Here is a 22823-nt window from a genome sequence, read left to right as displayed (position 1 = left end):
CCGGTTTGGCCCAGCGTGCCCCCCTTGTTGAGCATGGCCAGCGCAACCGGTTCCTGCAGCGGGAGGGCGTCGCTGTCGCCGTAGCGGGCGATAAGCGCGTCGTAGACCTCGATCTCTGCAGCAGGATCGTCGGTCTGGCCCAGCGTGACCCCCTTGTTGAGCATGGCCCGCGCGACCTGTTCCTGCAGCGGGAGGGCGTCGCTGTCGCCGTAGCGGGCGATGAGAGCGTCGTAGACCTCGATCTCTGCAGCATGATCGCCGGTTTGGCCCAGCGTGCCCCCCTTGTTGAGCATGGCCCGCGCGACCTGTTTCTTTACTTGCGGGTCTGGGCTGTCGCTATAATGGGCGATCAACTCCTCGAATATCTTGAGTGCAGCTACATCCTCTCCGTCTCTACCTGCGGATACGCCCTTGTCGCCCAACTCCTTCGCCTTTTGGGATTCGGGCGAAGCCGGATAGTCTGCTACGATCATGTCGTCGTGGCGGGGCCCGGCCGACTTCAGGCCGAGACGCTCGCGCGCTGGTGCGATCTGCGTCGCCTGTTCGAACGCATGCACGTATTCTCGGGTCCAGAGATCGAAGCGGCCCGTTGCGCGTGCGGTCCGACCGATTTCTTCCAACTCGTCCTTGCAGTAGAAGCTCGACAGGAACGCGACGAGCCAGCGCATCCGCTGCCGGGTGCGGCGCGTTCCGTGCCGCATCAGGTACCAGATATTAAGGAACCGTTCGACGACCTGATGGCCCGCGTAGGAGCCCGAGGTTTCGATCCTTTCAACCAGACCATCCTTGCGCAGCCGGGTCAGCTGCGGCGACAGCGTCGTGGTCGGGATGCCGGTTATTTCGGACAGGTGTCCGGTGGTGACCGGGTCCCAATGCAGCGCGATGGCATCAATGATCGCGCGTTGCAAAGGGGTCTGATACTCTTCGACACGGGCCTTATAATAAGGCGTGACCTCGTCCAGCAGCCGCTCGAGATCGGCCATCGCGCTGTGGGAATCCTCGGTCTCGAGAAGGCGATATGTCAGGGCTAAGATCCGAGGGTTGCCACCGGCCAACCGGTGAAGAACGCGGAGCCGTGCGCGATCGGCGTGCATTACATGGAGGACGCGGCGCCCGACCTCGCCGCGCTGGTTTGCGAGAGCTCGCATGAAGGTCTCGGTTTCCTGCAACTCGAGGGGCTCAAGGTAATATGGTTGGAAGAACTCGTAGAAGGCTGCGTCGCGGTCCGCGGTTTCCTTCAGTGACTGGGTTGCGGCACCGATAAGGATTGGCCCGCCCCGCGCCTGCAAGCTGGCGCGCAGGGTCCAGCGGTCCTCGTCCTTGAGCGCATCCAGAATCAGGTCGAGGTTGTCGATCAGCAGAACTGCCCGTTTGCCAAGCGCATGCATCTCCGCCTCGAACTGCTCTGCGGCGCCGTCGTCGCTGTCCCAACTGCTTGAGAAGACCACGTCGTCAAGATGCTCCGCCAAGTCGTCGCGCCCTTGGCTTTCTGCCCATCCAGCGAGGGATTCCCCGCAGTTGCGCCAGAAATCCTGCAGTCGCAGCACGTTGTACTGCTCTTCGCGGAACATCAGCGGGGCAAAACGGTCCGACAATTCGTGATCGCGTTTGATCTCAATCGCCATGCGGCGTAGCAGGGAGGTCTTGCCCATCCCCCGCGTGCCGATCAGGATTTGATGCTGCCCGTCGTCCTCCGGTCCGACTGATTTCAAGCGGCGACACATCGTCTCGAGAGTGTCGCGGCGCGCCACGAAGCTGGCGACGAAATCGTCGTCATTAAGGATGGTCTGATTGTAGAGCGTCGACTGCGGGATCATGATCAATCCACCTCGTACTGCTGCCAGTAGCGACGGATCAGGCCGGACCGGAACCTGTAGCGCCCTTCGGTCAGGTCAGTCAGGCCATCGCTTTGCAGTATGTCAAGAATGTCCCGCACGGCTTTTGGTTTGGCGGGGGCCATGGCAGCTTGTAGCGTGTCCAGCGTCTCGCCATCCGCAGCGGCCGACACACGGCCCAGCACCCCGCGCGCGAGGTCACGATCGGTTTGGGGCAAGTTCTTGTCGATATGCTCGCGCCAGACGGCGAAATCGGATTTCCGGGTCGGTTCAAGTAGTTTTTCCATGGCGGCCCGCAGGTCCTCCTGCTTCGCGGTCAGCATGCCGCCATGTTCGGGGCCAGATGGGCGGACTTCATTGCCGACCAGCTTGAGGTAGTAGGGCGCTAGCCAACCCAGTTCTTCGAACAAAACCTTCAGGTCTTGGTCACTGGCATGGAACTGGTGGTTGAACCCCATCTGCGTGGCTGGATCACGGAGAAAGGACCCGGCTTCGGTTTCGTCGAACGGCTCGAGGATGAACGTGGTCAGATCCACGAACGCGCCGCCAAGGCCGAACCGTTCGGCCACAAAGTTCAGGCCGATCGACCCGGTGAAGAGCCAACGGACATTCGAGTATTCAGCCTGCAGGTTCCTCAGCTCGTAGAAGAAGTCCTTGGCGCCGTTCTCATTTTTCTCTGCGAAGCCGAGAACAAAATAGGCGATCTCGTCCACGAAGATCGCCGATTGTTTCCCTTCCTTCCCCAGTGTTTCCAAAAGCGCGTCCAAGAAGGCCACGGGATCGACTTGGCCGATCGCGTTGATAGGGTTGGTGCCCCACTCCCCTCCGATCAATGCATCGAGCCGGTTTTTGAAGGCTGCATGCAGACCTGACGTCGTAGGCAACTGACCTTGAATCTTTTGGCACAGGCGCCGCGCGAACTTGTCCGGAGCGGACATGCCTTGTACGTCCATCTCGACGATCAGCCAGTTCTCTTTCCGCATGTCTTCCGCAAGCCTGTTGATTGTCCAAGTTTTCCCGATGCGACGAGGGGCCGGCATGTGAATGTTGTGCCCAGCTTTGAGCTTGCGTTTCAGAATGTCGCGTTCATTCTCTCTGCCGTGCATGGATTTATCCCATCATGAATTAATTCTCATCTGAATAAATCCATCTGACTTCGAAGTCAACTTGCCTGGACCCCTGCCCGAGCATCTCCGTGATGACGGTTCTCTGCGCATCCCTGACGTTCCTCCAGGTCGCAGCGAGCGGACACTTCCCTCCCACCTTGCCTGCCTCAGTTGCATGATCCCCCAGAACCCGCTATCAAAGTGCTACATCATACTGCGGCATCACCCATGGTTAAGTTGCGGTCATATCTATGTTTTTCAATGACTTACGTAGGCGTTGAAAATGGCTCCGTTCCCTACCGCCGGAGCCAGAGTTCTCAAGGGGTTAACGACTTTTAAGCTAACCTCTTTTGGGTTTTCGGCTCACTTTGCCCACACATCAGCTTTTCTGCGCTTGGTTTTGGTGTTGGTATCTAGCACAACATTGCACATTTAAGCATATCGTGGCTCTCAAAAAATAGCTTCCCGTCTTATTTGCCCGCTGTTCACAGCCGTCTCGATATCACAAATCTGTGATTGGCAAGATGCATATTGAGTGATCGCTCAACAATTCATATAAGGAAAACCTGTCAGGCAAACGACCATAAATCTTTTCTGATTGATTTAAAGGAGGTCATGCCAAAGCCGATTAAATATGTACTATGGCTACAGGCAAAGGGCACCGGTACCAAAAACCGCATGATTTGCGCTTATCAAAGCCTTTTGCAAATGCTCATGCGCACGACCCAATTGAAAGGAAGACACATAATGGCTGACTATAGCCCCCCTAAGATCTGGACATGGGATGCCGAAAACGGCGGAGATTGGGCCAAGACCAACCGCCCCATTGCAGGCGCAACCTTTGACGCAGAGCTGCCCGTTGGCAAGCACCCGCTTCAGCTTTACTCAATGGGCACACCAAACGGCCAAAAGGTCACGATCATGCTGGAAGAGCTTCTGGCGCTGGGCAAAACGGGCGCGGAATATGACGCCCACCTGATCAGGATTGGTGAAGGCGATCAATTTTCCTCTGGTTTTGTGGCGCTAAATCCGAATTCGAAAATTCCGGCGCTATTGGATCTTGATACGGACACACGTGTGTTCGAAAGCGGTTCGATCTTGTTGTATCTGGCCGAAAAATTTGGAGCGTTTCTACCAGTTGATCAAAAATCGCGTACTGAGATAATGAACTGGGTGTTCTGGTTGCAGGGATCGGCACCCTATCTGGGGGGCGGGTTCGGTCATTTCTATGCCTATGCGCCAGAGAAGTTCGAATATCCAATCAACCGTTTCACGATGGAAACAAAGCGCCAGATGGACGTCTTGGACCGAGAGTTGGCGGAACACCGCTATCTTGGCGGTGAAGACTATACGATCGCGGATATGCTGACGTGGCCTTGGTATGGCAATCTGGTCTTGGGCGAAGCCTATGACGCAGGCGAATTCCTTGATGTGAAAAGTTACAAAAACCTGCTCCGCTGGGCCGAAGACATTCTTGCCCGTCCCGCCGTGCAACGCGGCCGCATCGTGAACCGCACCCGCGGCCCCTTAAACGAGCAACTTCACGAGCGCCATGATGCTTCAGACTTCGACACGAAAACTCAAGACAAAGTTGCTTCTGCGGATGAGTAACGCAGTTTTTTGTCGTAATAACAGGATATGATATGTTAAAATTTTACTATCACCCGACGCCAAACCCACTAAAGGTCGCGTTGTTCTTGGCTGAAACGGATTTGCCATATGAATTGGTGCCGGTCGACACGGCCAAAGGTGTACAACACACGCCGGAATTCCGCGCCATCAACCCCAATGGCAAAGTGCCTGCGATAGATGACAATGGCACGCTCGTCTTCGACAGTACGGCGATCCTGCTTTATCTATCTGACAAGACTGGCAAGCTGGGCGTCGCAGCTGAAGAGCGCGGAGCATTGCTATCGTGGTTGATGTTCATCGCCTCTGGTTTGGGACCGTTTTCGGGGCAAAGCGTTCATTTTCATCACAGCGCACCTGAAGATCTGCCATATGCCAAAAACCGCTACATGCGTGAAGCCGAACGCCATTATCAGGTGTTGAATGATCATCTGAAAGGCCGCGACTTCATCGTTGGTGACAGCTATTCCATTGCTGACGTGTCGGCATGGGGCTGGGCCATCCGTGGTGACCGTGTGTTGGGCGGCGAAGGTTTGAAGCAGTATCCCGAAGTCGCGCGCTGGTTCGAGGCGGTCAACGCCCGCCCGGCGGTTGAAAAGGCGCAACAGATCGGCAAAGACGAGACCTTTAAAACACCAGGTGATGAAGCTTCGCTGCGCGCATTGTTCCCAAGTAATTATGTAAACGTGTAATAGTCCCCCGCCCCAATGGGAAACTTTTGGGGCGGGCTGACGGACTTGGCGTTTACATTGTAATCTCTGTCCGTTTCAGATGAGTCTGCCGTGATTTGCGGTCAATGGTGTTGTGCGGTCAAAGCAGCACATTGCCAAATGATCGCCCGGCCGTTTTTCTAAACGGCCGAGGCCAACGGGCGACGTGCAAACCTTTTAGTTGAACAGATCACATATTGGGATAATTCGGCCCATCACCGCCTTGCGGGGTGGTCCATGTGATGTTCTGACTTGGGTCTTTGATGTCGCAGGTTTTGCAATGCACGCAGTTTTGGAAGTTGATCACAAATTCCGGCACGCCTGCTTTTTCAACGACTTCATAGACACCTGCAGGGCAATAACGTTGTGCAGGCTCGGCATATTTGGCCAAATTCACCGTTATGGGAACAGACGGATCAGCCAGTTTCAAATGGCAGGGCTGACTTTCTTCGTGGTTCGTTGCGGCAAAGCTAACGTTGGTCAGGCGATCAAAACTGAGAATGCCATCTGGTTTTGGATAGGTGATTTCGGCATAATCTTTCGCCTCTCCAATCGCTTGTGCGTCGTTTTCGCCGTGTTTTAACGTGCCAAAGACTGACAGGCCGAACAAAAAATTGGTCCACATGTCAAAGCCGCCAAGAACAGTCGAGGCCAAAGCCCCCCATTTCGCCCACAAAGGCTTAACGTTGCGCACCTTTTTCAAGTCATCGCCGATATCGCCATCGCGAACGGCGATTTCATAATCGCTCAGCTCGTCACCTTCACGGCCCTCGGAAATTGCCACGGCCGCCGCTTCGGCAGCCGCAATGCCAGACAGCATCGCATTGTGGTTGCCCTTGATGCGCGGCACGTTGACCATGCCCGCAGAACAGCCCAACAAGGCGCCGCCCGGAAAGGTCAGTTTGGGCAAGGATTGTAAACCGCCCTCAGAGATCGCACGTGCGCCGTAAGCCACGCGTTTGCCGCCTTCCAACAGATCCGCCACAACGGGGTGATGTTTGAAGCGCTGGAATTCCATATAGGGCGACAGATAGGGGTTCTTATAGTTGAGATGCACCACGAATCCGACGTAAACTTGATTGTTTTCAATGTGGTAAAGGAAAGATCCGCCACCGGCATTGCTACCCAGCGGCCAGCCCATCGTGTGCTGGACTGTGCCTTCTTTGTGCTTGGCTGGATCGATTTCCCAGATTTCTTTCATGCCAAGGCCGAACTTTTGTGGATCAAGTCCATCGGACAGATTGAACTTTTCCATCACGACTTTAGACAGGGACCCCCGCACGCCCTCGCCCAGCAAAACGTATTTGCCGCGCAATTCCATGCCCGCTTCATAATTGGCACCAATGCTGCCGTCTGCTTCGCGGCCAAATTCGCCAGCTACCACACCCGCAACGCGATCCCCCTCCATGACCAACTCAGATGCGGCCATGCCGGGGAAAATCTCGACACCAAGCTCTTCGGCTTGTTCTGCCAACCAGCGACAGAGATTGCCCATAGAGACAATGTAATTGCCGTGGTTGGACATCAATTTTGGCATCGGCCAATTGGGGATACGCACCGAGCGCTTATCGGTCAAAAACAAGAAATGATCTTCGGTTACAGCCGTCTTGATTGGCGCTGATTTTTCTTTCCAATCGGGGATCAAACGATCCAATCCGATTGGATCAAGAACCGCACCGGACAGAATATGAGCGCCAACTTCGGAGCCCTTTTCCAGCACCACGACCTCAAGGCTGGGATCGAGCTGTTTCAACCGGATCGCAGCGGAGAGACCTGATGGCCCCGCCCCCACGATCACGACGTCATAATCCATGCTTTCGCGCAGCGGAGCGTCTGTTTCATTGCTTGTTTGCGACATGATTTAACCCATTCTTTCAGACGAGTAGCTGCCCGGTGACGCAGATACGACCACAGTTTTATTGCCATTCAAGAACACGCGGTGGTTTGCGTGCGCATGGATGGCACGGGACAGAACTTGCGCTTCGACATCGCGACCAAGGGACACGTAGTCTTCGGCGCTTTGAGCATGGGTAATACGCACAACATCTTGTTCAATGATCGGACCTTCATCAAGATCAGCCGTCACATAGTGAGAGGTTGCACCAATCAATTTCACGCCACGTGCAAAGGCTTGCTTATAGGGGTTTGCGCCCTTGAAAGATGGCAAGAACGAGTGGTGGATATTGATGATGCGACCTGACATTTTGGTGCACATATCGTCAGACAGAATTTGCATATAGCGCGCCAAAACGATCAATTCCGCACCAGAGTCTTCGACCACTTTCATGATCGCAGCTTCGGCTTCTGGTTTGTTTTCTTTGGTCACTTTGATGCAATGGAATGGCAGGTCGTTGTTTACCACAACCTTTTGGTAATCCATGTGGTTTGAAATCACGGCAACGATTTCAATCGGCAGAGCGCCGATTTTCACGCGATACAAAATGTCGTTCAGACAATGGCCAAAACGGCTGACCATAATCGCGACTTTCATCTTGATACTTTCGTCATGGAAGGCAAATTGCATGTCAAAAGGCTTGGCCACTGCGGCGAATTCGGCCTCTAGATCACTTTGGGGCACGCCATTTTCAGAGGTAAAGCTGATACGCATGAAAAACTGGTTGGTGTCCAGATCATCATATTGAGAGCTGTCTGTGATGTTGCATCCGTGATCAGACAGAAAGGTCGCGATAGCAGCAACAATGCCGCGGCTGGCAGCACAGGTCACAGTGAGGCAATGGTTTGTCATAGTCATATGTCCTTTTCAAGCGCCCAAAAGCACAGGTTCAGGGAGGGAATTAAGGTGGCAACACGCACTGAGAGTGTTGACCAAGAGACAGGCGATGGTCATCGGGCCGACGCCACCAGGTACGGGTGTGATCGCGCCCGCGACCTCTTTGGCCGCATCGAAATCGACATCGCCCACAAGTTTGGTTTTGACCGTGCCATCGTCTTTCACGCCATTTTCCGGCGCAGGCACGCGGTTGATGCCCACATCAATCACAGTGGCACCAGGTTTGATCCAATCGGCTTTCACCAAACCTGGCACACCGGCGGCGACAACGATGATGTCAGACATGCGTGCAAGCTCTGGAATATTGGTCGAGGATTTATGCGTGACAATCACCGTACAATCCGCGTTCAACAGCAGGCGCCCCATGGGTTTGCCAACGATGTTGGAATGCCCGATAACAAGCGCGGTTTTGCCCCGAAGATCAGGATAAATCTGCGCCAACATCATCATGCAGCCACGCGGTGTACAAGGCACGATGGCATCCTGCCCCGTGCCGACCATGCCGACATTGGTGGTGTGAAACCCGTCCACGTCTTTATGCGGATCAATCGCGTTGATCACGAGCTTGCTGTCCAGATGCGCTGGCAGTGGCAATTGCACCAAAATCCCATGCACCTCAGGATCGGTGTTGAGCCGTTCAATTAGGCCCATCAGTTCTTTTTCCGATGTGTCGGCGGACAGGCGGAATTCAAAGGAATTCATACCTGCCTCGATGGTTTGTTTGCCTTTGGAACGCACATAGACCTCAGAGGCAGGATCGCTGCCAACAAGGACAACAGCCAAGCCAGGAATGATCCCATGCTCGGCTTTAAGCTGTGCAACGGCGTCTTTTACAGTCCCACGCACCGTTGATGCAAGGGCCTTGCCGTCGATGAGCTGCGCTGTCATTTGAGTTGCTCCGTCAAAGCGGGAACAGCGTCAAACAGGTCGGCGACCAAGCCGTAATCGGCCACTTGGAAAATAGGTGCTTCTGAATCGCTGTTGATTGCGACGATCACTTTGGAATCTTTCATGCCAGCCAAGTGTTGGATTGCACCAGAGATACCACAAGCGATGTATAGATCAGGGGCGACAACTTTACCCGTTTGACCGACCTGCATGTCATTGGCGGCAAAGCCACTGTCAACAGCAGCACGCGACGCACCAACGGCACCGCCAAGTGTGTCAGCCAGATCAGAAATGATCGCAAAGCTTTCTTCCGAGCCAACCCCACGGCCACCAGACACAACAACACCGGCAGATGTCAGTTCGGGGCGATCGCTGCTGACAACGCGGTCTTCGACCCAGCGAGAGCTGTCGACGGCCTCGGCTGCATCGATCACTTCGATTGCTGCCGTGCCGCCACCCACTGCCGCGTCAAAGCCAGCGGTACGAATAGTCATCACTTTAATCGCGTCAGTTGAGGTCACCGTTTGGATCGCATTGCCCGCATAGATAGGACGTTGGAACGTGTCCGCGCTGTCCACGGCAATCACATCGGTGATCACCATCACGTCGAGCAACGCGGCCAAACGCGGAAAGCTTGCTTTGGCTGATGTGGTCGCCGGTGCTGCGATATGGGTGTAGTTTGGCGCAAGGGATTGCAGCAATTTGGCGCATGCTTCTGGCATTTGGTGGCCATAGTCTGCACCTTCGACGTGCAGAACTTTGTCCACGCCAGCAAGTGCGGCAAGCGGAGCCGGATCAACGCCCTCGCCTGCGGCCAAAATGGTGACAGGTCCAAGCGAAGACACAGCCGTCAGTGCTTTGGATGTTGCATCGATAGAAATGTGCGAGCCGGAAATTTCGGCGACGAGAAGAACGGACATTATACCACTCCTGCTTCTTTGAGTTTGGCCTTGAGCTCTTCAACAGAACCGACGATTTCACCTGCCGCGCGTGCGGCGGGTTCGACTGTTTTCACGACCGTCAAACGGGGGGTGATATCCACGCCGTAATCTGCAGCTGTAGTCGCTGTGAGTGGCTTTTTCTTAGCCTTCATGATGTTCGGCAGTGACGCATAGCGCGGCTCGTTGAGACGCAAATCGCAGGTCACAATCGCTGGCATGTTCACATCAACAACCTGCAAACCACCATCAACTTCGCGCGTGACACGCGCCACGCCATCGGTGATGTCAAGCGCAGAGGCAGAGGTCGCCTGCCCCCAACCGAGCAAGGCACCAAGCATCTGACCGGTCGCGTTCATATCATTGTCAATCGCTTGCTTGCCCGCCAAAATCAAATCTGGCGCCTCGGCCTCAGCAACTTTTGCCAAAAGCTTGGCAACGGCCAAAGGTTCGATATCTGTATGCACATCGTCTGCCGCTTCGATCAAAATCGCGCGGTCAGCCCCCATCGCCAGCGCTGTGCGCAGCACGTCTTCGGATTTCTTCACGCCAATGGTGACAACAACAACTTCCGAAGCCACGCCTTTTTCTTTCAGACGAATGGCTTCTTCCACTGCGATTTCGTCAAACGGGTTGATCGACATCTTTACGTTGGCAAGCTCGACACTGCTTTCATCTGCCTTCACGCGGACTTTCACATTGTAGTCAATGACGCGTTTGACCGGCACTAAAATTTTCATCACATCGCTCCTTGGGAGATTAAGGGAGATTAAGTTCATTCAAAATGCGCCTGAGGCGCGAAATTATCGCATAGATAAACCCAAGCCAGCCGTGACGATTGCATGTCTGTCGCGGCTGGTTCGACCTGCGATGCACAAGGGGGGCGTGCACCGCAGATCAACGGGTTTCAGCCATCAAGGACCAGCGTAAAGCCGGTCGCTCGGCTGTTGTTTAGCCCCGCATCAAAGCGTAGGATGGATCATAGGGGGACATTTCAATCACCTCCGCGCCGACCATATCACCGAGTAAGTCGAGCTCCATCTTGGTGCCTACGGCTGCCAGCTCCGGTTTGACGAAAGCGTAGGCAAGGTTCATGCCCACACGGTGGCCATAGTCGCCCGATGTGATCGTGCCGACCACTTTTCCGTCAAGCATCAGTGAGGCGCCCGGAATTGCCGGTGCGTTGGTCGCATCAATTTTGAAACAGGCAAGCTTGGCTTTGATCCCAGCCGCTTGGCGTTTGACCAAAGCCTCTTTACCGATGAATTCGCCTTTTTCCATTTTGATAAAGCGATCCAAGGATGTCTCAAAGGGATCAAACTCGGTCAGCAAGTCTGCTTTCCAGTGCATGAAGCCTTTTTCCATCCGCATGGAGTCAACAGCGCGGGCCCCAAACAGACCAAGACCGTGCTCTTTACCCGCAGCGCGCAGGGCGAGGTACACCGCGTAAAGCGATGCGTTTGGCACATGGATTTCATAGGCCAGTTCACCAGAGAAGCTGACGCCAAGGACAGTCACAGGAGAAAACCCGATGAACGCTTCACGGACAGACAACCATTTGAAACCTTCTTTGGACCAGTCACCGCGGCTTGTGGCCTCAAGCACTTTGCGTGCTTTTGGTCCAGCCAAAACAAGAATGGTCTGGTCGTTGGTCAGGCTCTTGATCTGAACGTCTTCGTCGGCGTTCAGGTGCTTTTGCAACCAATCCATATCGTGGAATTCAGCTGCCGCAGCAGACCCGAACCAAGCGCGTTCTGGCCCGCGATCAGAGGCTGGAATATTCGCGATTGTCGCCTCGCCTTTGACCATACCGTGGTGGTTGAGCATGTACCCCAAGCCAACGCGGCCGTCTTTTTTGGTGACGTTGCCGCAGAACATGCGGTCCAAAAACGCGTGACGATCTGCGCCAGTGATTTCAAACCGGTTGAAACCGTTGACTTCGCACAGGCCGACGTTTTCTTGCACGTTTTTCACTTCAGCGGCAACGATGTCGAAGGTCTCGTCAAACAGGAAGTTCAAAGTCGGATGGAAATCAGGCGAAGGCTTGATGTAATCCATACGTTCCCAGCCGTTCACGACTGTAAATTCAGCACCTTCTGCGGCCAAAATTGGCGTCAAAGGTGTTGTTTTCGCGGGGCGACCAGCGGGGCGGTGCTCATGTGGGAAATGGAACCTGAATTCATTTTGGTAATCTTCGATCGCTTTCAGGGCGGTCAATTCAACGTTGGTGTGACCTGTGAAACGACGTGGATCGATGCACCATGTGTCAAATTCTGCTTCGCCGTGAACGATTTGTTGTGCAAGCATCAACCCGTGACCACCGCCTTCACCAAGACCTGCACGCAGACCAATGATACAAAAGGCGTTGCGTTTGCCAGGAATAGGTCCAACAAGCGGCGCGCCATCGATTGTATAGGTAATTGGACCGTTCACAATCGCACGGATTCCGGTTTCTTCCAAAGCTGGCATGCGTTCAAATGCACCGGCCAGAACATCCATAACACGGTCCAGATCGTCTGGGCAAAGCGCGTTGACAAAGTTCGGGTCGATGCCGTCCATGCCCCAAGTCTTACAATCTTGCTCATAGAACCCGACCAAAAGGCCGTTCTTTTCTTGGCGACAGTAGTAATCAGAGATGGGGCAACGCAACAGCGGCATACGCTTGTCTGATTCAACAATAGCAGGGATATCTTCGGTTAAGAAATACTGGTGCTCCATCGAGGCAACGGGGTGATGAACACCCATCATCGCGCCCACTTCGTTCACGCGGTAGCCACAGGCATTGACCACGATTTCACAATCGATATCGCCGTGTTCGGTGTGCACTGTCCATGTGTCGTCTTTGTGCTGGGTCAGGCCAGTCACAGGTGTGTTACGATAGACTTCGGCGCCAGCTTTGCGCGCACGACGTGCCAGCGCTTGGCAAAGCTGCGCTGGATCGATGTCGCCGTCAGACGCGTCCCAAAGGCCGCCGAGCAGGTTATCAGTGGAAATCAAGGGGTGGCGACGCGCACATTCTTCGGCGTCAAGCACTTCGAAATCAACGCCCATGCCGCGCGCCATTGAGGCGAAGTGGCGGTAGCCCTGCATTTGTTCTTCGGTATTGGCCAAGCGGATACCGCCGTCACCGTGGTGATAGCCGACAGGATAATCTGTATCCGCTGCCAATTCTTTGTACAGTTTGATAGAATGGCTTTTCAGGCCAACCATTGTCTGGTTGCCACCAAAGTTGGTGACTTGCGCTGCAGAGTGCCATGTGGTGCCAGATGTCAATTCATTACGTTCAACCAATACAACATCGGTCCAACCTTCTTGTGTGAGGTGGTACAGCGTGGAACAGCCTGCAATGCCCCCACCAATAACAACAACGCGCGTTTGAGTTTTCATATCGGTCTCACTTTTGGAATATGGATTTGCATCTTCTAAACCTGAGGCCATTGCTGCGGTCAATCGTTCAAGTTTAAGTTCACAAAAACAGAACGAACCACTTAAAAATACAGAACCGCCCTCACTACAAACAGTGCATAAAAATACATCATTCACCCCAATAAATTTGAATAATTATGGTAAAATAACGGTTTTTAAGCGCGGATAAGCCAATACACCCTTGCTGAAAATTTTAGCAAATTGAAAACTCAGCAGATACCTCAGGTTCATAAAAAACAACTTACAAGCTGTATTCAAATTGATTCCGAACTGGTCAGAGGCTATGATGCAGCATGATAGACACCCTCGCCACATCCGCCATATTCAATGACTTTCCCGACCGTCTGACCCTACGGGGTCTACGGGTTTTTATCGCGCTGGAAGACACCAAATCCGTCGCGGAAGCGGCAAAGGCCTTGGGGGTGAGCAAGTCCAACGTGTCGCAACAGATCACCACAATGGAACAAAACCTTGGCACGCTCTTGTTCGATCGTAAGCAAAAGCCAATTTCGTTGACCCCAGCCGGTCAAGTGCTCAGCCTGCATGCCCACCGCGTGGTGGCGATGCTTTTGGCGGCAGAAGCCTCACTTGGGGAATTCACCGTTGCAAGCCTGCCCGTCTTGAACTGTGCGATTATCGACGATCTTGACGCGTCCCTGACACCAGTGATGGCCACATCGCTGCAAACGCAATTGCCACGCAGTTTCATCAACACCTATTCTGGTCGCTCTGATCACGTGACAGCCCGCCTTGAATCGCGCGAAGCGGACATCGCTGTGACAGCCACCATCCCCACCAACACGCTCAAGTTCCAAGTGCAACAATTGTACCGCGAACAATTCGTCTTGGTGACGGCGCGGGGCACCTACCATCCCACGAATGAATGGCGCAGCGCTCTGCGTGCTATGCCATGGGTGCAATATTCCGAAGCTATGCCGATGGGGCAATTGGTTGCAACGCATCTGAAACGCTTAGGCTTTGATGCGCCACGACGGTTTTCTTTTGAAACAAGCCGTTCGGTGATCGCCACTGTCGCGCGCACTGGCGGCTGGACGTTGACCACACCCTTGAGCATTTTGGACGCCAGTCGATTTCGCGGGTTGGTGGATATCCATCCCCTGCCCTTTGCCAATATTTCCCGCCAGATTTATTTGGTCAATCGCATGAACGAATTGGGTGCTTTACCCGAAGTCTTAGCCAAACAGTTGCGCGATTTTCTGCAAAATGAACTGTTCCCAGAGTTTAGCAAGACAGCTGCGAATGTGTCACAAACGCTCGATGTGTTCAGCGAGACTGTGATCTAGCTGAGGCTCTCAAGCAAGGCCTATCCTTAGACTTAAAAAACCACCGTTCGCGTCATGCAAACGGTGGCTTTATCTTTAACCGGATCGAAAAGATCTTAGCTGCGGCCTTTCCATGGCACCAACCAGTTTTCGGCTTTGCGCATCAAAATATCGATGCCAAACCCGATTAGGCCGATCACAATAATCCCCATCAACACGATGTCGGTGGATTGGAATTTGGACGCGGTGACAATCATTTTGCCGATCCCTTTTTCGGCGGCCACCAGTTCAGCGGCCACAACTGTGCCCCAGCAAACGCCCATAGCAACCCGCGCACCGGTAAAGATTTCCGGCAGAGAGTTAGGCACCACAACATGACGCAGGATTTGCCATTTGTTGGCGCCCAAAGAATAAGCGGCCTGCACTTTGGTGATATTGACCCCGGATACGCCAGCACGGGCGGCGATGATCATCACCCAAAGCGCGGCAAGAAACAGCAGAACGATCTTACCTTGTTCGCCAATACCGAACCAAATGATCACAAGCGGGATCAAAGCAAGCGGTGGCACAGGACGCATAAACTCGACGATGGGATCGAACCAACCGCGCGCCCAACCTGACAAGCCCATGGCATAGCCAAGCGGAATACCCACAAGCGAGCCAAGCACAAAGCCAGCAATAACACGCCACAATGACCAGCCAACATGCGAAAACAAAGAAACATTCTGGTAGCCATCCGTTGCAATTTCAAAGAAACGTGCGGCCACGGATTCTGGTGCTGGAAGCCAAATTGGCTCCATCTGCCAGCCAGCATTCGGTGAAAAATTCAACGACCCTTTAGCGGTCATCGTGACAACACCGTTTGGCACTTTGACTGTATCACCAGGGGTGATCGCTTTGCCTTCGATGGCTGTAATCGTAGCATCATCGCCGTCATTGGCCTGCGCGCGGATCAAAACAGACCGCCATGCGGCCACTGTAGCTGCATCATTTTGTGCAAATCCTGTTGCCGCATCAACCTCAGGCGCGTCCACATCAGCGCCGGCTTGATGCACCAAAACATCGACAATGGCGTCAGCCGTGTCACCGCTTGGACTTGTGGATGTGTAGGTAAAGCTGGTGTCGCCCATAAAGGGACCAGGCATATGGATCGGAACCAATTTGGACCCTGTAAACGCCCCCCATACCAAGAATACGGCGATAACAGAGATAATTGACGCGACACGATCCGCAGTGACGGCACTTTCATCACCGAAAGTGACCGTTTTCAAAGACGTGTAATCCGTGGCTTTTCCCAAAGCAGCGCGGATCACTTTGGCTAAGAAAAATGCGCCTGCGAACAAGCCCGCATAAATTGCGAGTACGATAAAACCAGACATATCTAGTGGTCTCCCCCGCCCATAATTTCTTCTTCCATTTCCCAAATCATTTCGAGAATTTCCTTTTTGGTCTCGCCGAAGGCAGGGTCTTCTTTGACCACGCGCAGATCAGCGCCAACAGCCCGTTCTGCAAACGGAAGACGGTATTCTTTAAAGATGCGACCCGGCCGTGGCGCCATCACCAACAGGCGCTCGCCCAACAGCAGCGCTTCATCAACCGAGTGGGTGATCAAGATTATGGTTTTGCCGGTCTTCTTCCAAAGATCCAAAACCAAACCTTGCATTTTTTCGCGGGTCAAAGCGTCCAGCGCGCCAAGCGGTTCGTCCATCAAGATCACGTCGGGATCGTTGGCCAAACATCGTGCCAGTGCGACGCGTTGCTGCATACCACCTGACAGCTCATAAACAGCTTTGTCTTTGAAATCGCGCAAACCCACAGTATCCAGCAGGTTTTCAACAATCGTGTTGCGCTCTGTTTCGGGCATGTTTTTCATGCGCGGGCCGAATTCAACATTTTCGCGCACACTCATCCATTCGAACAATGCGCCTTGCTGAAACACCATGCCGCGTTCTGCACTTGGGCCCGTAACCGTTTCGCCATCCAATGTGACGACGCCGTCAGTTGCTGCAAGAAATCCCGCTAAGATATTCAAAAGGGTTGATTTTCCGCAACCCGATGGGCCCAGAACTGAAAGCAGCTCACCCTTTTCCAAATTTAGGGAAACGTTTTGTAATGCTTGTACATGAGAGCCATCCGGCAACTCGAAACGCATGGAAATGTCATTAATTTTTAGAGCGCCCACAAGGTTCTCCTTTTTCATACTCTTTTTCGGAACATATCAAAAAATGCGCAGGACGATTGCCCCGCGCATTGAGTATGTAATTACTGGATCGCGGCAAGCGGACCAGTGGATACTGTATCGTCGTAGCTCTCAAGCGCAGATGGAATAGAGCCAGCTTCAACAAAAACGTCCGCGACGCCTTTCATGTAAGCTTGAACAGTGCCACCAAACCACGCATCAGACAGCTGTTCTTCAACAGACGGAAAGTCGAAAGTTGAGATGGACGCCAAAGTTGCGTCTTCATCCATGCCGGATTCCGATGCGATTTTAGTCAACATATCTGCAGGTTGATCTGCATTCCACATTGCGTTCGCCTCAGCGGTTACGGCCAAGAATTTGGTCACAATATCTTCATTTTCAACAACAAAATCAGAGGGCGCTGCCGTCACATCAAACACCAGAATACCGATTTCTTCTTTTTCAGCACCCGTCAGCAAAACGTTGCCGTGATCTTTCATGCGTGACAAGCCACCGCCCCAACCACAGGCAAAATCAACAGAACCCTGTGCCAATGCAGCAGCACCATCTGTTGGCGCCATGTCGATCACTTCCAAAGACGCGACATCAACACCAAAGTGTTCCATTTGCTTCAAAAACGCGTAATGCGCCGCTGTGCCGAGTGGGACAGCAACCTTTTTTCCCGCCAGTTCGTCGGCACTGTCTTTGTCAATTTCAAGCGCAGCCGCAACAACGCAGTTATCGTTTTCTGAATAGCTCACGGCGACATCAAGCATCTGCAAAGCTTGACCAGATGACGTTGCCACAACGAAAGGTGGAACACCTTGGCTGATTGAAAACTGTACATCGCCAGAGGCCATAGCAGCCGACATGGCTGTGCCTGTGTCAAAGCTTACCCAGTTGACAGGCATGCCGAGTGCTTCAGCGTATTTGCCGTCAGCTTTGGCCGCAAGGAAAGGCATTGGCCACTCAAGAAAGTACCCAACAGTCAGTTCTTCCACAGCAAATGCAGGTGTTGCAACGCCGAGTGCCGTCAGGGCCAGTGCAGTTGAACCTGCAAGGGATTTAAGTGTTTTGGAAAAGATCATTGATAGCTCCATGTTGTTTTTCTTGGCACATAGTGATGCCTTAGATTGTGATCGGTTTTTCCGATTCTGGTAGTGTTTTTCTTTTATTTCATAAGGATACGCAGGTTCATTTGCCTCATCATCATGAATGCCTATTCTTTGCGCATCGACCAGAAATTCAAATTCACGACAAAACGTTACTTAGACAGAAATTCACAGCCTGCTCTAGAAATCTGGACGAAACCGAAGTGACGGCCCCAATTACGGAGCCGTCATTTTGACTCATGCCGACGTCGGAATTGCACTCAAAGCACTGTCGAGTGTCTGTGTGATTTGATCGATTTGATCTGCGTTAACGATTAAAGATGGGGCGAGGCAAAGCGTATTGTTAAAGCCTTCAATGGCGCGCGCTGTTTTACCGATCAAGACACTTTCCGCGTCACAGCCTGCGACCACTTTATCAACCAAAGCCTCTGCCAATGGTTCGCGTGTGTCACGATCCGCGACCAGTTCAAGACCACAAAACAGACCTTGGCCGCGCACATCGCCAACGATTGAGTGACGATCTTTGATCTCATGCAGCTTATCCATCAAATAAGCACCCATTTTTTTGCTGTTATCCAACAGGTTTTCGTCTTCGATAATGCGCATATTTTCCAGCGCTGCCGCCGGTCCTGCAGTACAGCCGCCAAAAGTTGAGATGTCGCGGAACATGTTCATTGGGTCTTTGGGATTGGTGCGGAATTTTTGGAACACCTCTTCTGTCGTGATCAAACACGAGATCGCAGCATAGCCGGATGCCACGCCCTTTGCGGTGGTGATGATATCAGGTTTGATACCGTAGTTTTGATAGCCAAACCATTCACCCGTACGCCCCATACCGCAGACAACTTCGTCAATATGGATCAAAATGTCGTATTTTTTACAGATGTCCTGCAAGCGCTCCCAGTAGCTTGCTGGCGGTGTGATGACGCCGCCGCCTGCTGTCATTGGCTCAAGGCAGATCGCGCCAATGGTGTCAGGACCTTCACGCAAAATGACCTCTTCAACAGCATCGGCTGCGCGTATACCATAATTTTCTACGTCCCATTGCGCGCGGTACTCAAGGCAATGCGGCACAGGAATGAAACCATCAGGGAATGGACCGTAGCTGTCAGTCCGTTGACCTTGACCGGTCGCCGCCATCGCTCCCATAGTGCTGCCGTGGTAATCGCGCTCGCGGTACAAGATTTTCCATTTCTTGCCGCCGTGATGCTGATGCGCAATTTGGCGGACCATTTTGAACGCTTTTTCATTGGCCTCGGACCCTGAGTTCAAAAAGAACACCCGGTCCAAACCCGGTGTTTTGGCTGTGATCCGTTCGGCAAATTGTGCGGCAGGTACTGTGCCCATGTTGCCGCCGAAGAAGTTCATTTTGAGAACTTGGTCACGGATCGCATCGGCCATGCTTTCGCGGCCATAGCCAACATTCACAGTCCACAGTCCGCCCGACACGCTGTCAAGAAACTCGCGACCGTTTTGGTCCCACAATTTCATACCGCGACCTTCAACAAAAATACGCGGATCCTTTTGGTCCAATGCGGCGTGTTGAAACAGGTGATGCCACACATGCGCACGATCCGAGTCTACAGTTGCGCGAATATCGTTGATTTTAGTCATTTCCATGAGACGGTTTTACCTAAGCGTTAAGGATGTATTCTTTTGCAAATCATCGCTGAAACCATCGCATCCGATAGAGCCAGACTAGATGTGCAGATAGGTCCAGATCAAAATCCCATCCCTAAATTGATTGTTTTTCAGGCGTCAGGCCGAAAGTTCATGGTATATTTTGGGCACCAGCTCTGTTTGACCCATTCACCACTTTAAACTGGACCTATAATTAGTCAAAAAAGAGGTGCCAGAACACCACGCGCAACTCATCGCAACAGAAAGTCACGGATGCAAAAACTACCTTTTTCTATTGATCGCAACAGCGCTGAACCGCTGCAACGTCAGCTGCGCCGCGCCTTTATCGATGCGATTCATGATGGGCAGATGGTTGTTGGGCAAAAAATACCATCCTCGCGCGCCTTGGCCGAACAGCTCGGTATCGCGCGCAACACGGCAACCGCTGTCTATGATGAACTGATCGCGCGTGGATATCTGGAAAGCCAAGCACGACGGGGATGCTTTGTGTCAGCACGGGGTGCCGAGCAAGACGAAAACACCGCCAAGCCATCAACTTTGGATTGGAATGCGCGTATGCGTGTGCATCCTTCAAGATTCAATCATATTCGCAAGCCACTGAATTGGAAAGATTATTCATATCCCTTCATTTACGGCCAAGTCGACCCTCGCCTGTTTCCGGTGAATGCATGGCGCGCAGCATCACGCGACACTTTAGGGCGCGCATCCATTGACTGGTGGGCTGCAGATCGCGCTGTTGATGATGACCCGATGCTGATCGAACAAATCCGCACGCGGATTTTACCCGATCGCGGCATCTATGCCCGCCCCGAAGAGATTTTAATCACGCTGGGCGCCCAAGAAGGCTTTTACTTATTGGCGCGCATGTTGTCCGGCCCCGGTGCGCGGGTCGGTTGCGAAGACCCTGGATATCCAGATTCCCGCTTTATTTATGAACTTTACGGTGGACAATCGGTGCCTTTGCCAATCGACGCCCAAGGGGCACGCATAGCGCCCGGTTTGGGGTTGGATGTGGCCCTGTTGACGCCTGGGGCGCAATGCCCGACCATGACTTTGATGACAGACGCGCGCCGTGACCAGATTTTAAATCTTGCGGCCCAAGAAGATTTTTTAATTGTCGAAGACGATTATGAAGGCGAAGTGTCTTTTGCCCGCGACACAGCTTTGAAAGCGCGCGACAAAGACGGGCGCGTTTTGTATCTTGGCACCTTGTCCAAAGTCTTGGCCCCCGGTGTGCGACTTGGCTTTATGGTGGCCCCACCCGAAGTCGTGCAAGAAGCACGCTGGCTGCGCCGCTTGATGCATCGCTCCGTGCCACTGAACAACCAGCGCGCAGCCGCTATATTTTTAGCCGAGGGGCATTATCTCGCTCTGGTGCGTAAACTGCGCAAAGTGCATGCCGAACGCTGGTATCGCGTCATGGAACACATCGATACGTTGATGCCTGGCTTTAAAGTGCCTGACCCCTGCCAAGGCGGGGCAAGTGTTTGGCTGGAATGTCCCGAAGGTGTCGATGGCCGTGATTTGATGCGCGAGGCAATGAAAGCTGGCGTGCTGTTTGAAAGCGGTGATCCCTTTGTGCGCTCTGAGGACGCGGGTCGTTTCTTGCGTCTTGGTTTATCGCTGATCGAAACCGACGCCATCGTGCCGGGGATGCGTGTTCTTGGTGAAGTCGCGGCACGTCTGGCACAGGCTGCCCCCACTGTGGCCCCATAAAAACCCAAGGTGTGGACCAATCGCCGTCTGGCAATGCTGTCTAGGGGCTGGATATCCCTATAGACATCTTGATTCGAGAAAGCCCAGATTATGATCCTTAGCACCACCATCCTTGTTCTTGTCGCGGTTCTGTTTTCCGCCTTCTTGCGCGGCCTCGCTGGGTTTGGATTTGCCTTGGCTGCCGTGCCAATCGTCTCTTTGGTCTTATCGCCGCTTGAGGCGGTGACACTATCGATTTTGCTGCAAGTCGTCGTCGGCGTGCGCGACAGCTTTACCCTATATGGAGAGGTTCACAGACCCTCGCTTTTGCGTCTATGCATCGGCGCTATTGTTGGCATCCCTATTGGCGTTTTGGCCCTAACGGCTTTGAGCGCCGATGCCGCGCGGATCATGATTGCAGTTGTTGTTTTGGCTGGCTTGATCATTTTGATGCGCTACAAACCCAGCACAGCAGAACCCAACGGTCCGCTAGCGGTTGTTGCCGGCGGTATCGCGGGGGCATTTACAGGGTTGGCGGCCATGCCTGGACCACCCGCGGTCGCGTATTTCTTGGGCACGAGCCTGCCCCCAAAACAAACGCGCGCATCCTTGTTGTTGTTCTTCTTTGTGGTGTGCATCTTGACGACACCGGGCCTGTATTTCAAAGGCGCATTGACACAATCCACGCTGATCATAACCGCCCTGTCGATCCCCTCGATGGCACTTGGCACTTGGCTTGGCACCGCCACATTTAAGCGCCTGAACAGCACGCAGTACCGTAATGTTGCCATTGGCGTTATGGCTATCGCGGCCATTCTTGCGGGCGCGCGCGGGATTGCGGCTTACATGTAATTATAGATAGAACGTGAGATACACCACCTCACTCAAAACATTAACATGTCGGAATAACCAATTGTTATAAAGCAAAAACCACTCCAAGATCAGGAGTGGTTTTTTTTTAATGAATGCAGTCATATCAAACAAATGCAGCGATTTAGCCGCCATAGCTGCGCGTGCTTGCGGATTTGCCGAATCCACCGCGCGAGGCAACGCTGGCCTTGGTCATCGGCGCCTTACCTGCGGTCGCTGCGGGCTTGGCAAACTGAGAACTGCTCAAACTCCCCTTGCCTTTGTTTCCTGAATAGCTCGCGTTGCCAGAAGCGTTGGTGTAACCGCCGCCTGCCTTTTTGTACAAAGGCTGCGAGCCTGCCATTCCAGCACGATTGCTTAGCATATTGCCGATCAAATAACCCGTCAGCAGTGGCATGAAAATACCGCTTGAACCGCCATTGCCGACCTGAGCCGCCTCTGTGCCACAAGCGCCTTCGCCGTGCTGGCTTTCGCAAACCTCGACACTGTCGTAGCGTGGTGCGGCTTCAACATGCAGTGCTTGGGCCTCAGCAAAGGCCACATCACAAGCCTCGGTAGAGGCCAAGCCGCCCTGCCCGACTTCGGCCTTACAGGTCGCAAGATCAGGATAGGCCTGCGCATCGATTTGTTCTTCTTGACAGCCAGCCAATGCAAAAGAGGCTGCACCGAGAATGCTCAAAGCGACGGTTTTAGAACGTTTTGACATAGAGATATCCTTTG

Annotated in this window: 18 protein-coding genes; 5 read left to right on the top strand and 13 right to left on the bottom strand. The window is 53.3% G+C overall.

The annotated features are described in order from the left end of the window. Both KO497_RS00685 and KO497_RS00680 read right to left on the bottom strand, forming a co-directional pair. A partial coding sequence (locus KO497_RS00685) for a winged helix-turn-helix domain-containing protein (RefSeq protein ID WP_215942039.1) occupies positions 1–1817 on the bottom strand: 1817 nt, incomplete at its 3' end. Positions 1818–1819: 2 nt separating this feature from the next. Next, positions 1820–2941, bottom strand: coding sequence for an AAA family ATPase (locus tag KO497_RS00680; protein ID WP_215942038.1), 1122 nt, complete (start codon positions 2939–2941; stop codon positions 1820–1822). Positions 2942–3688: 747 nt separating this feature from the next. Between KO497_RS00680 and yghU the strand changes: the two genes are divergently transcribed. Together yghU and KO497_RS00670 are read left to right on the top strand one after the other, a co-directional pair. Then, positions 3689–4552, top strand: a complete 864-nt coding sequence (yghU, locus tag KO497_RS00675) for a glutathione-dependent disulfide-bond oxidoreductase (protein WP_215942037.1) — start codon at positions 3689–3691, stop codon at positions 4550–4552. Between the two features lie 32 nt (positions 4553–4584). Then, positions 4585–5262, top strand: a complete 678-nt coding sequence (locus KO497_RS00670; RefSeq protein WP_215942036.1) for a glutathione S-transferase family protein — start codon at positions 4585–4587, stop codon at positions 5260–5262. Between the two features lie 208 nt (positions 5263–5470). Here KO497_RS00670 and KO497_RS00665 read toward each other — a convergent pair whose 3' ends face one another. From KO497_RS00665 to KO497_RS00640, 6 genes are all read right to left on the bottom strand, one after another. Continuing rightward, positions 5471–7138, bottom strand: coding sequence for an electron transfer flavoprotein-ubiquinone oxidoreductase (locus KO497_RS00665; protein ID WP_252729446.1), 1668 nt, complete (start codon positions 7136–7138; stop codon positions 5471–5473). 3 nt (positions 7139–7141) lie between these two features. Beyond that, positions 7142–8026, bottom strand: coding sequence for a formyltetrahydrofolate deformylase (gene purU, locus KO497_RS00660; protein WP_215942035.1), 885 nt, complete (start codon positions 8024–8026; stop codon positions 7142–7144). A gap of 15 nt (positions 8027–8041) precedes the next feature. Further along, positions 8042–8959: a bifunctional methylenetetrahydrofolate dehydrogenase/methenyltetrahydrofolate cyclohydrolase FolD gene (gene folD / locus KO497_RS00655; RefSeq protein WP_215942034.1), complete on the bottom strand. Its 918-nt coding sequence runs from the start codon at positions 8957–8959 to the stop codon at positions 8042–8044. Next, a complete protein-coding gene (locus tag KO497_RS00650) occupies positions 8956–9879 on the bottom strand; it encodes an electron transfer flavoprotein subunit alpha/FixB family protein (protein ID WP_215942033.1) in 924 nt (307 codons plus the stop codon). Before KO497_RS00650 ends, folD begins: the two co-directional genes overlap by 4 nt. Further along, positions 9879–10637 carry an electron transfer flavoprotein subunit beta/FixA family protein gene (locus KO497_RS00645; RefSeq protein WP_215942032.1) on the bottom strand — a complete coding sequence of 253 codons (759 nt, stop codon included), beginning with the start codon at positions 10635–10637 and terminating at the stop codon, positions 9879–9881. The genes KO497_RS00650 and KO497_RS00645 overlap by 1 nt, the downstream gene beginning before the upstream one ends. Before the next feature lie 211 nt (positions 10638–10848). Further along, the gene (locus KO497_RS00640; RefSeq protein WP_215942031.1) at positions 10849–13284 is read right to left on the bottom strand and encodes a GcvT family protein; all 2436 of its coding nucleotides are present in this window, start codon (positions 13282–13284) and stop codon (positions 10849–10851) included. A 332-nt stretch (positions 13285–13616) separates the two neighbouring features. Between KO497_RS00640 and KO497_RS00635 the strand changes: the two genes are divergently transcribed. Further along, on the top strand, positions 13617–14627 hold the full coding sequence (locus KO497_RS00635; RefSeq protein ID WP_215942030.1) for a LysR family transcriptional regulator: 1011 nt from the start codon (positions 13617–13619) through the stop codon (positions 14625–14627). Between the two features lie 95 nt (positions 14628–14722). Here KO497_RS00635 and KO497_RS00630 read toward each other — a convergent pair whose 3' ends face one another. The 4 genes from KO497_RS00630 to KO497_RS00615 form a co-directional block, all read right to left on the bottom strand. Next, complete coding sequence (locus KO497_RS00630) at positions 14723–15985, bottom strand: ABC transporter permease (RefSeq protein ID WP_215942029.1); 1263 nt, start codon at positions 15983–15985, stop codon at positions 14723–14725. Positions 15986–15987: 2 nt separating this feature from the next. Then, the gene (locus KO497_RS00625) at positions 15988–16788 is read right to left on the bottom strand and encodes an ABC transporter ATP-binding protein (RefSeq protein WP_215942028.1); all 801 of its coding nucleotides are present in this window, start codon (positions 16786–16788) and stop codon (positions 15988–15990) included. An 80-nt stretch (positions 16789–16868) separates the two neighbouring features. Continuing rightward, complete coding sequence (locus KO497_RS00620) at positions 16869–17873, bottom strand: taurine ABC transporter substrate-binding protein (protein WP_215942027.1); 1005 nt, start codon at positions 17871–17873, stop codon at positions 16869–16871. 261 nt (positions 17874–18134) lie between these two features. Continuing rightward, positions 18135–19517 carry an aminotransferase family protein gene (locus KO497_RS00615; protein WP_215942026.1) on the bottom strand — a complete coding sequence of 461 codons (1383 nt, stop codon included), beginning with the start codon at positions 19515–19517 and terminating at the stop codon, positions 18135–18137. Positions 19518–19790: 273 nt separating this feature from the next. Here KO497_RS00615 and KO497_RS00610 point away from each other — a divergent pair, with 273 nt between their 5' ends. Then, positions 19791–21254 (top strand): PLP-dependent aminotransferase family protein, encoded by a 1464-nt coding sequence (locus tag KO497_RS00610; RefSeq protein ID WP_215942025.1) that lies wholly within the window; start codon positions 19791–19793, stop codon positions 21252–21254. Between the two features lie 90 nt (positions 21255–21344). Next, positions 21345–22085 (top strand): sulfite exporter TauE/SafE family protein, encoded by a 741-nt coding sequence (locus KO497_RS00605; protein WP_215942024.1) that lies wholly within the window; start codon positions 21345–21347, stop codon positions 22083–22085. Between the two features lie 142 nt (positions 22086–22227). Here the strand turns inward: KO497_RS00605 and KO497_RS00600 are convergent, their stop codons facing one another. After that, positions 22228–22809 (bottom strand): DUF1190 domain-containing protein, encoded by a 582-nt coding sequence (locus KO497_RS00600; RefSeq protein ID WP_215942023.1) that lies wholly within the window; start codon positions 22807–22809, stop codon positions 22228–22230. Positions 22810–22823: the final 14 nt, after the last annotated feature.

The sequence above is a fragment of the Pacificibacter marinus genome (genome assembly GCF_018860665.1).
GTDB classification, from domain to species: Bacteria; Pseudomonadota; Alphaproteobacteria; order Rhodobacterales; family Rhodobacteraceae; genus Celeribacter; species Celeribacter marinus_A.
Note: the sequence above shows the minus strand (reverse complement) of the source record. Positions and strands in the feature narration are given on the sequence as shown.

Bases quoted from the DNA above. Each gene is read 5' to 3' on its own strand.
- KO497_RS00600 (WP_215942023.1), bottom strand. From the start codon at position 22,809: ATGTCAAAACGTTCTAAAACCGTCGCTTTGAGCATTCTCGGTGCAGCC.
- KO497_RS00650 (WP_215942033.1), bottom strand. From the start codon at position 9,879: ATGTCCGTTCTTCTCGTCGCCGAAATTTCCGGCTCGCACATTTCTATC.
- KO497_RS00665 (WP_252729446.1), bottom strand. From the start codon at position 7,138: ATGTCGCAAACAAGCAATGAAACAGACGCTCCGCTGCGCGAAAGCATG.
- KO497_RS00630 (WP_215942029.1), bottom strand. From the start codon at position 15,985: ATGTCTGGTTTTATCGTACTCGCAATTTATGCGGGCTTGTTCGCAGGC.
- yghU (WP_215942037.1), top strand. From the start codon at position 3,689: ATGGCTGACTATAGCCCCCCTAAGATCTGGACATGGGATGCCGAAAAC.
- KO497_RS00640 (WP_215942031.1), bottom strand. From the start codon at position 13,284: ATGAAAACTCAAACGCGCGTTGTTGTTATTGGTGGGGGCATTGCAGGC.
- KO497_RS00635 (WP_215942030.1), top strand. From the start codon at position 13,617: ATGATAGACACCCTCGCCACATCCGCCATATTCAATGACTTTCCCGAC.
- KO497_RS00620 (WP_215942027.1), bottom strand. From the start codon at position 17,873: ATGATCTTTTCCAAAACACTTAAATCCCTTGCAGGTTCAACTGCACTG.
- KO497_RS00615 (WP_215942026.1), bottom strand. From the start codon at position 19,517: ATGGAAATGACTAAAATCAACGATATTCGCGCAACTGTAGACTCGGAT.
- KO497_RS00605 (WP_215942024.1), top strand. From the start codon at position 21,345: ATGATCCTTAGCACCACCATCCTTGTTCTTGTCGCGGTTCTGTTTTCC.
- purU (WP_215942035.1), bottom strand. From the start codon at position 8,026: ATGACAAACCATTGCCTCACTGTGACCTGTGCTGCCAGCCGCGGCATT.
- KO497_RS00680 (WP_215942038.1), bottom strand. From the start codon at position 2,941: ATGCACGGCAGAGAGAATGAACGCGACATTCTGAAACGCAAGCTCAAA.
- KO497_RS00670 (WP_215942036.1), top strand. From the start codon at position 4,585: ATGTTAAAATTTTACTATCACCCGACGCCAAACCCACTAAAGGTCGCG.
- KO497_RS00610 (WP_215942025.1), top strand. From the start codon at position 19,791: ATGCAAAAACTACCTTTTTCTATTGATCGCAACAGCGCTGAACCGCTG.
- folD (WP_215942034.1), bottom strand. From the start codon at position 8,959: ATGACAGCGCAGCTCATCGACGGCAAGGCCCTTGCATCAACGGTGCGT.
- KO497_RS00645 (WP_215942032.1), bottom strand. From the start codon at position 10,637: ATGAAAATTTTAGTGCCGGTCAAACGCGTCATTGACTACAATGTGAAA.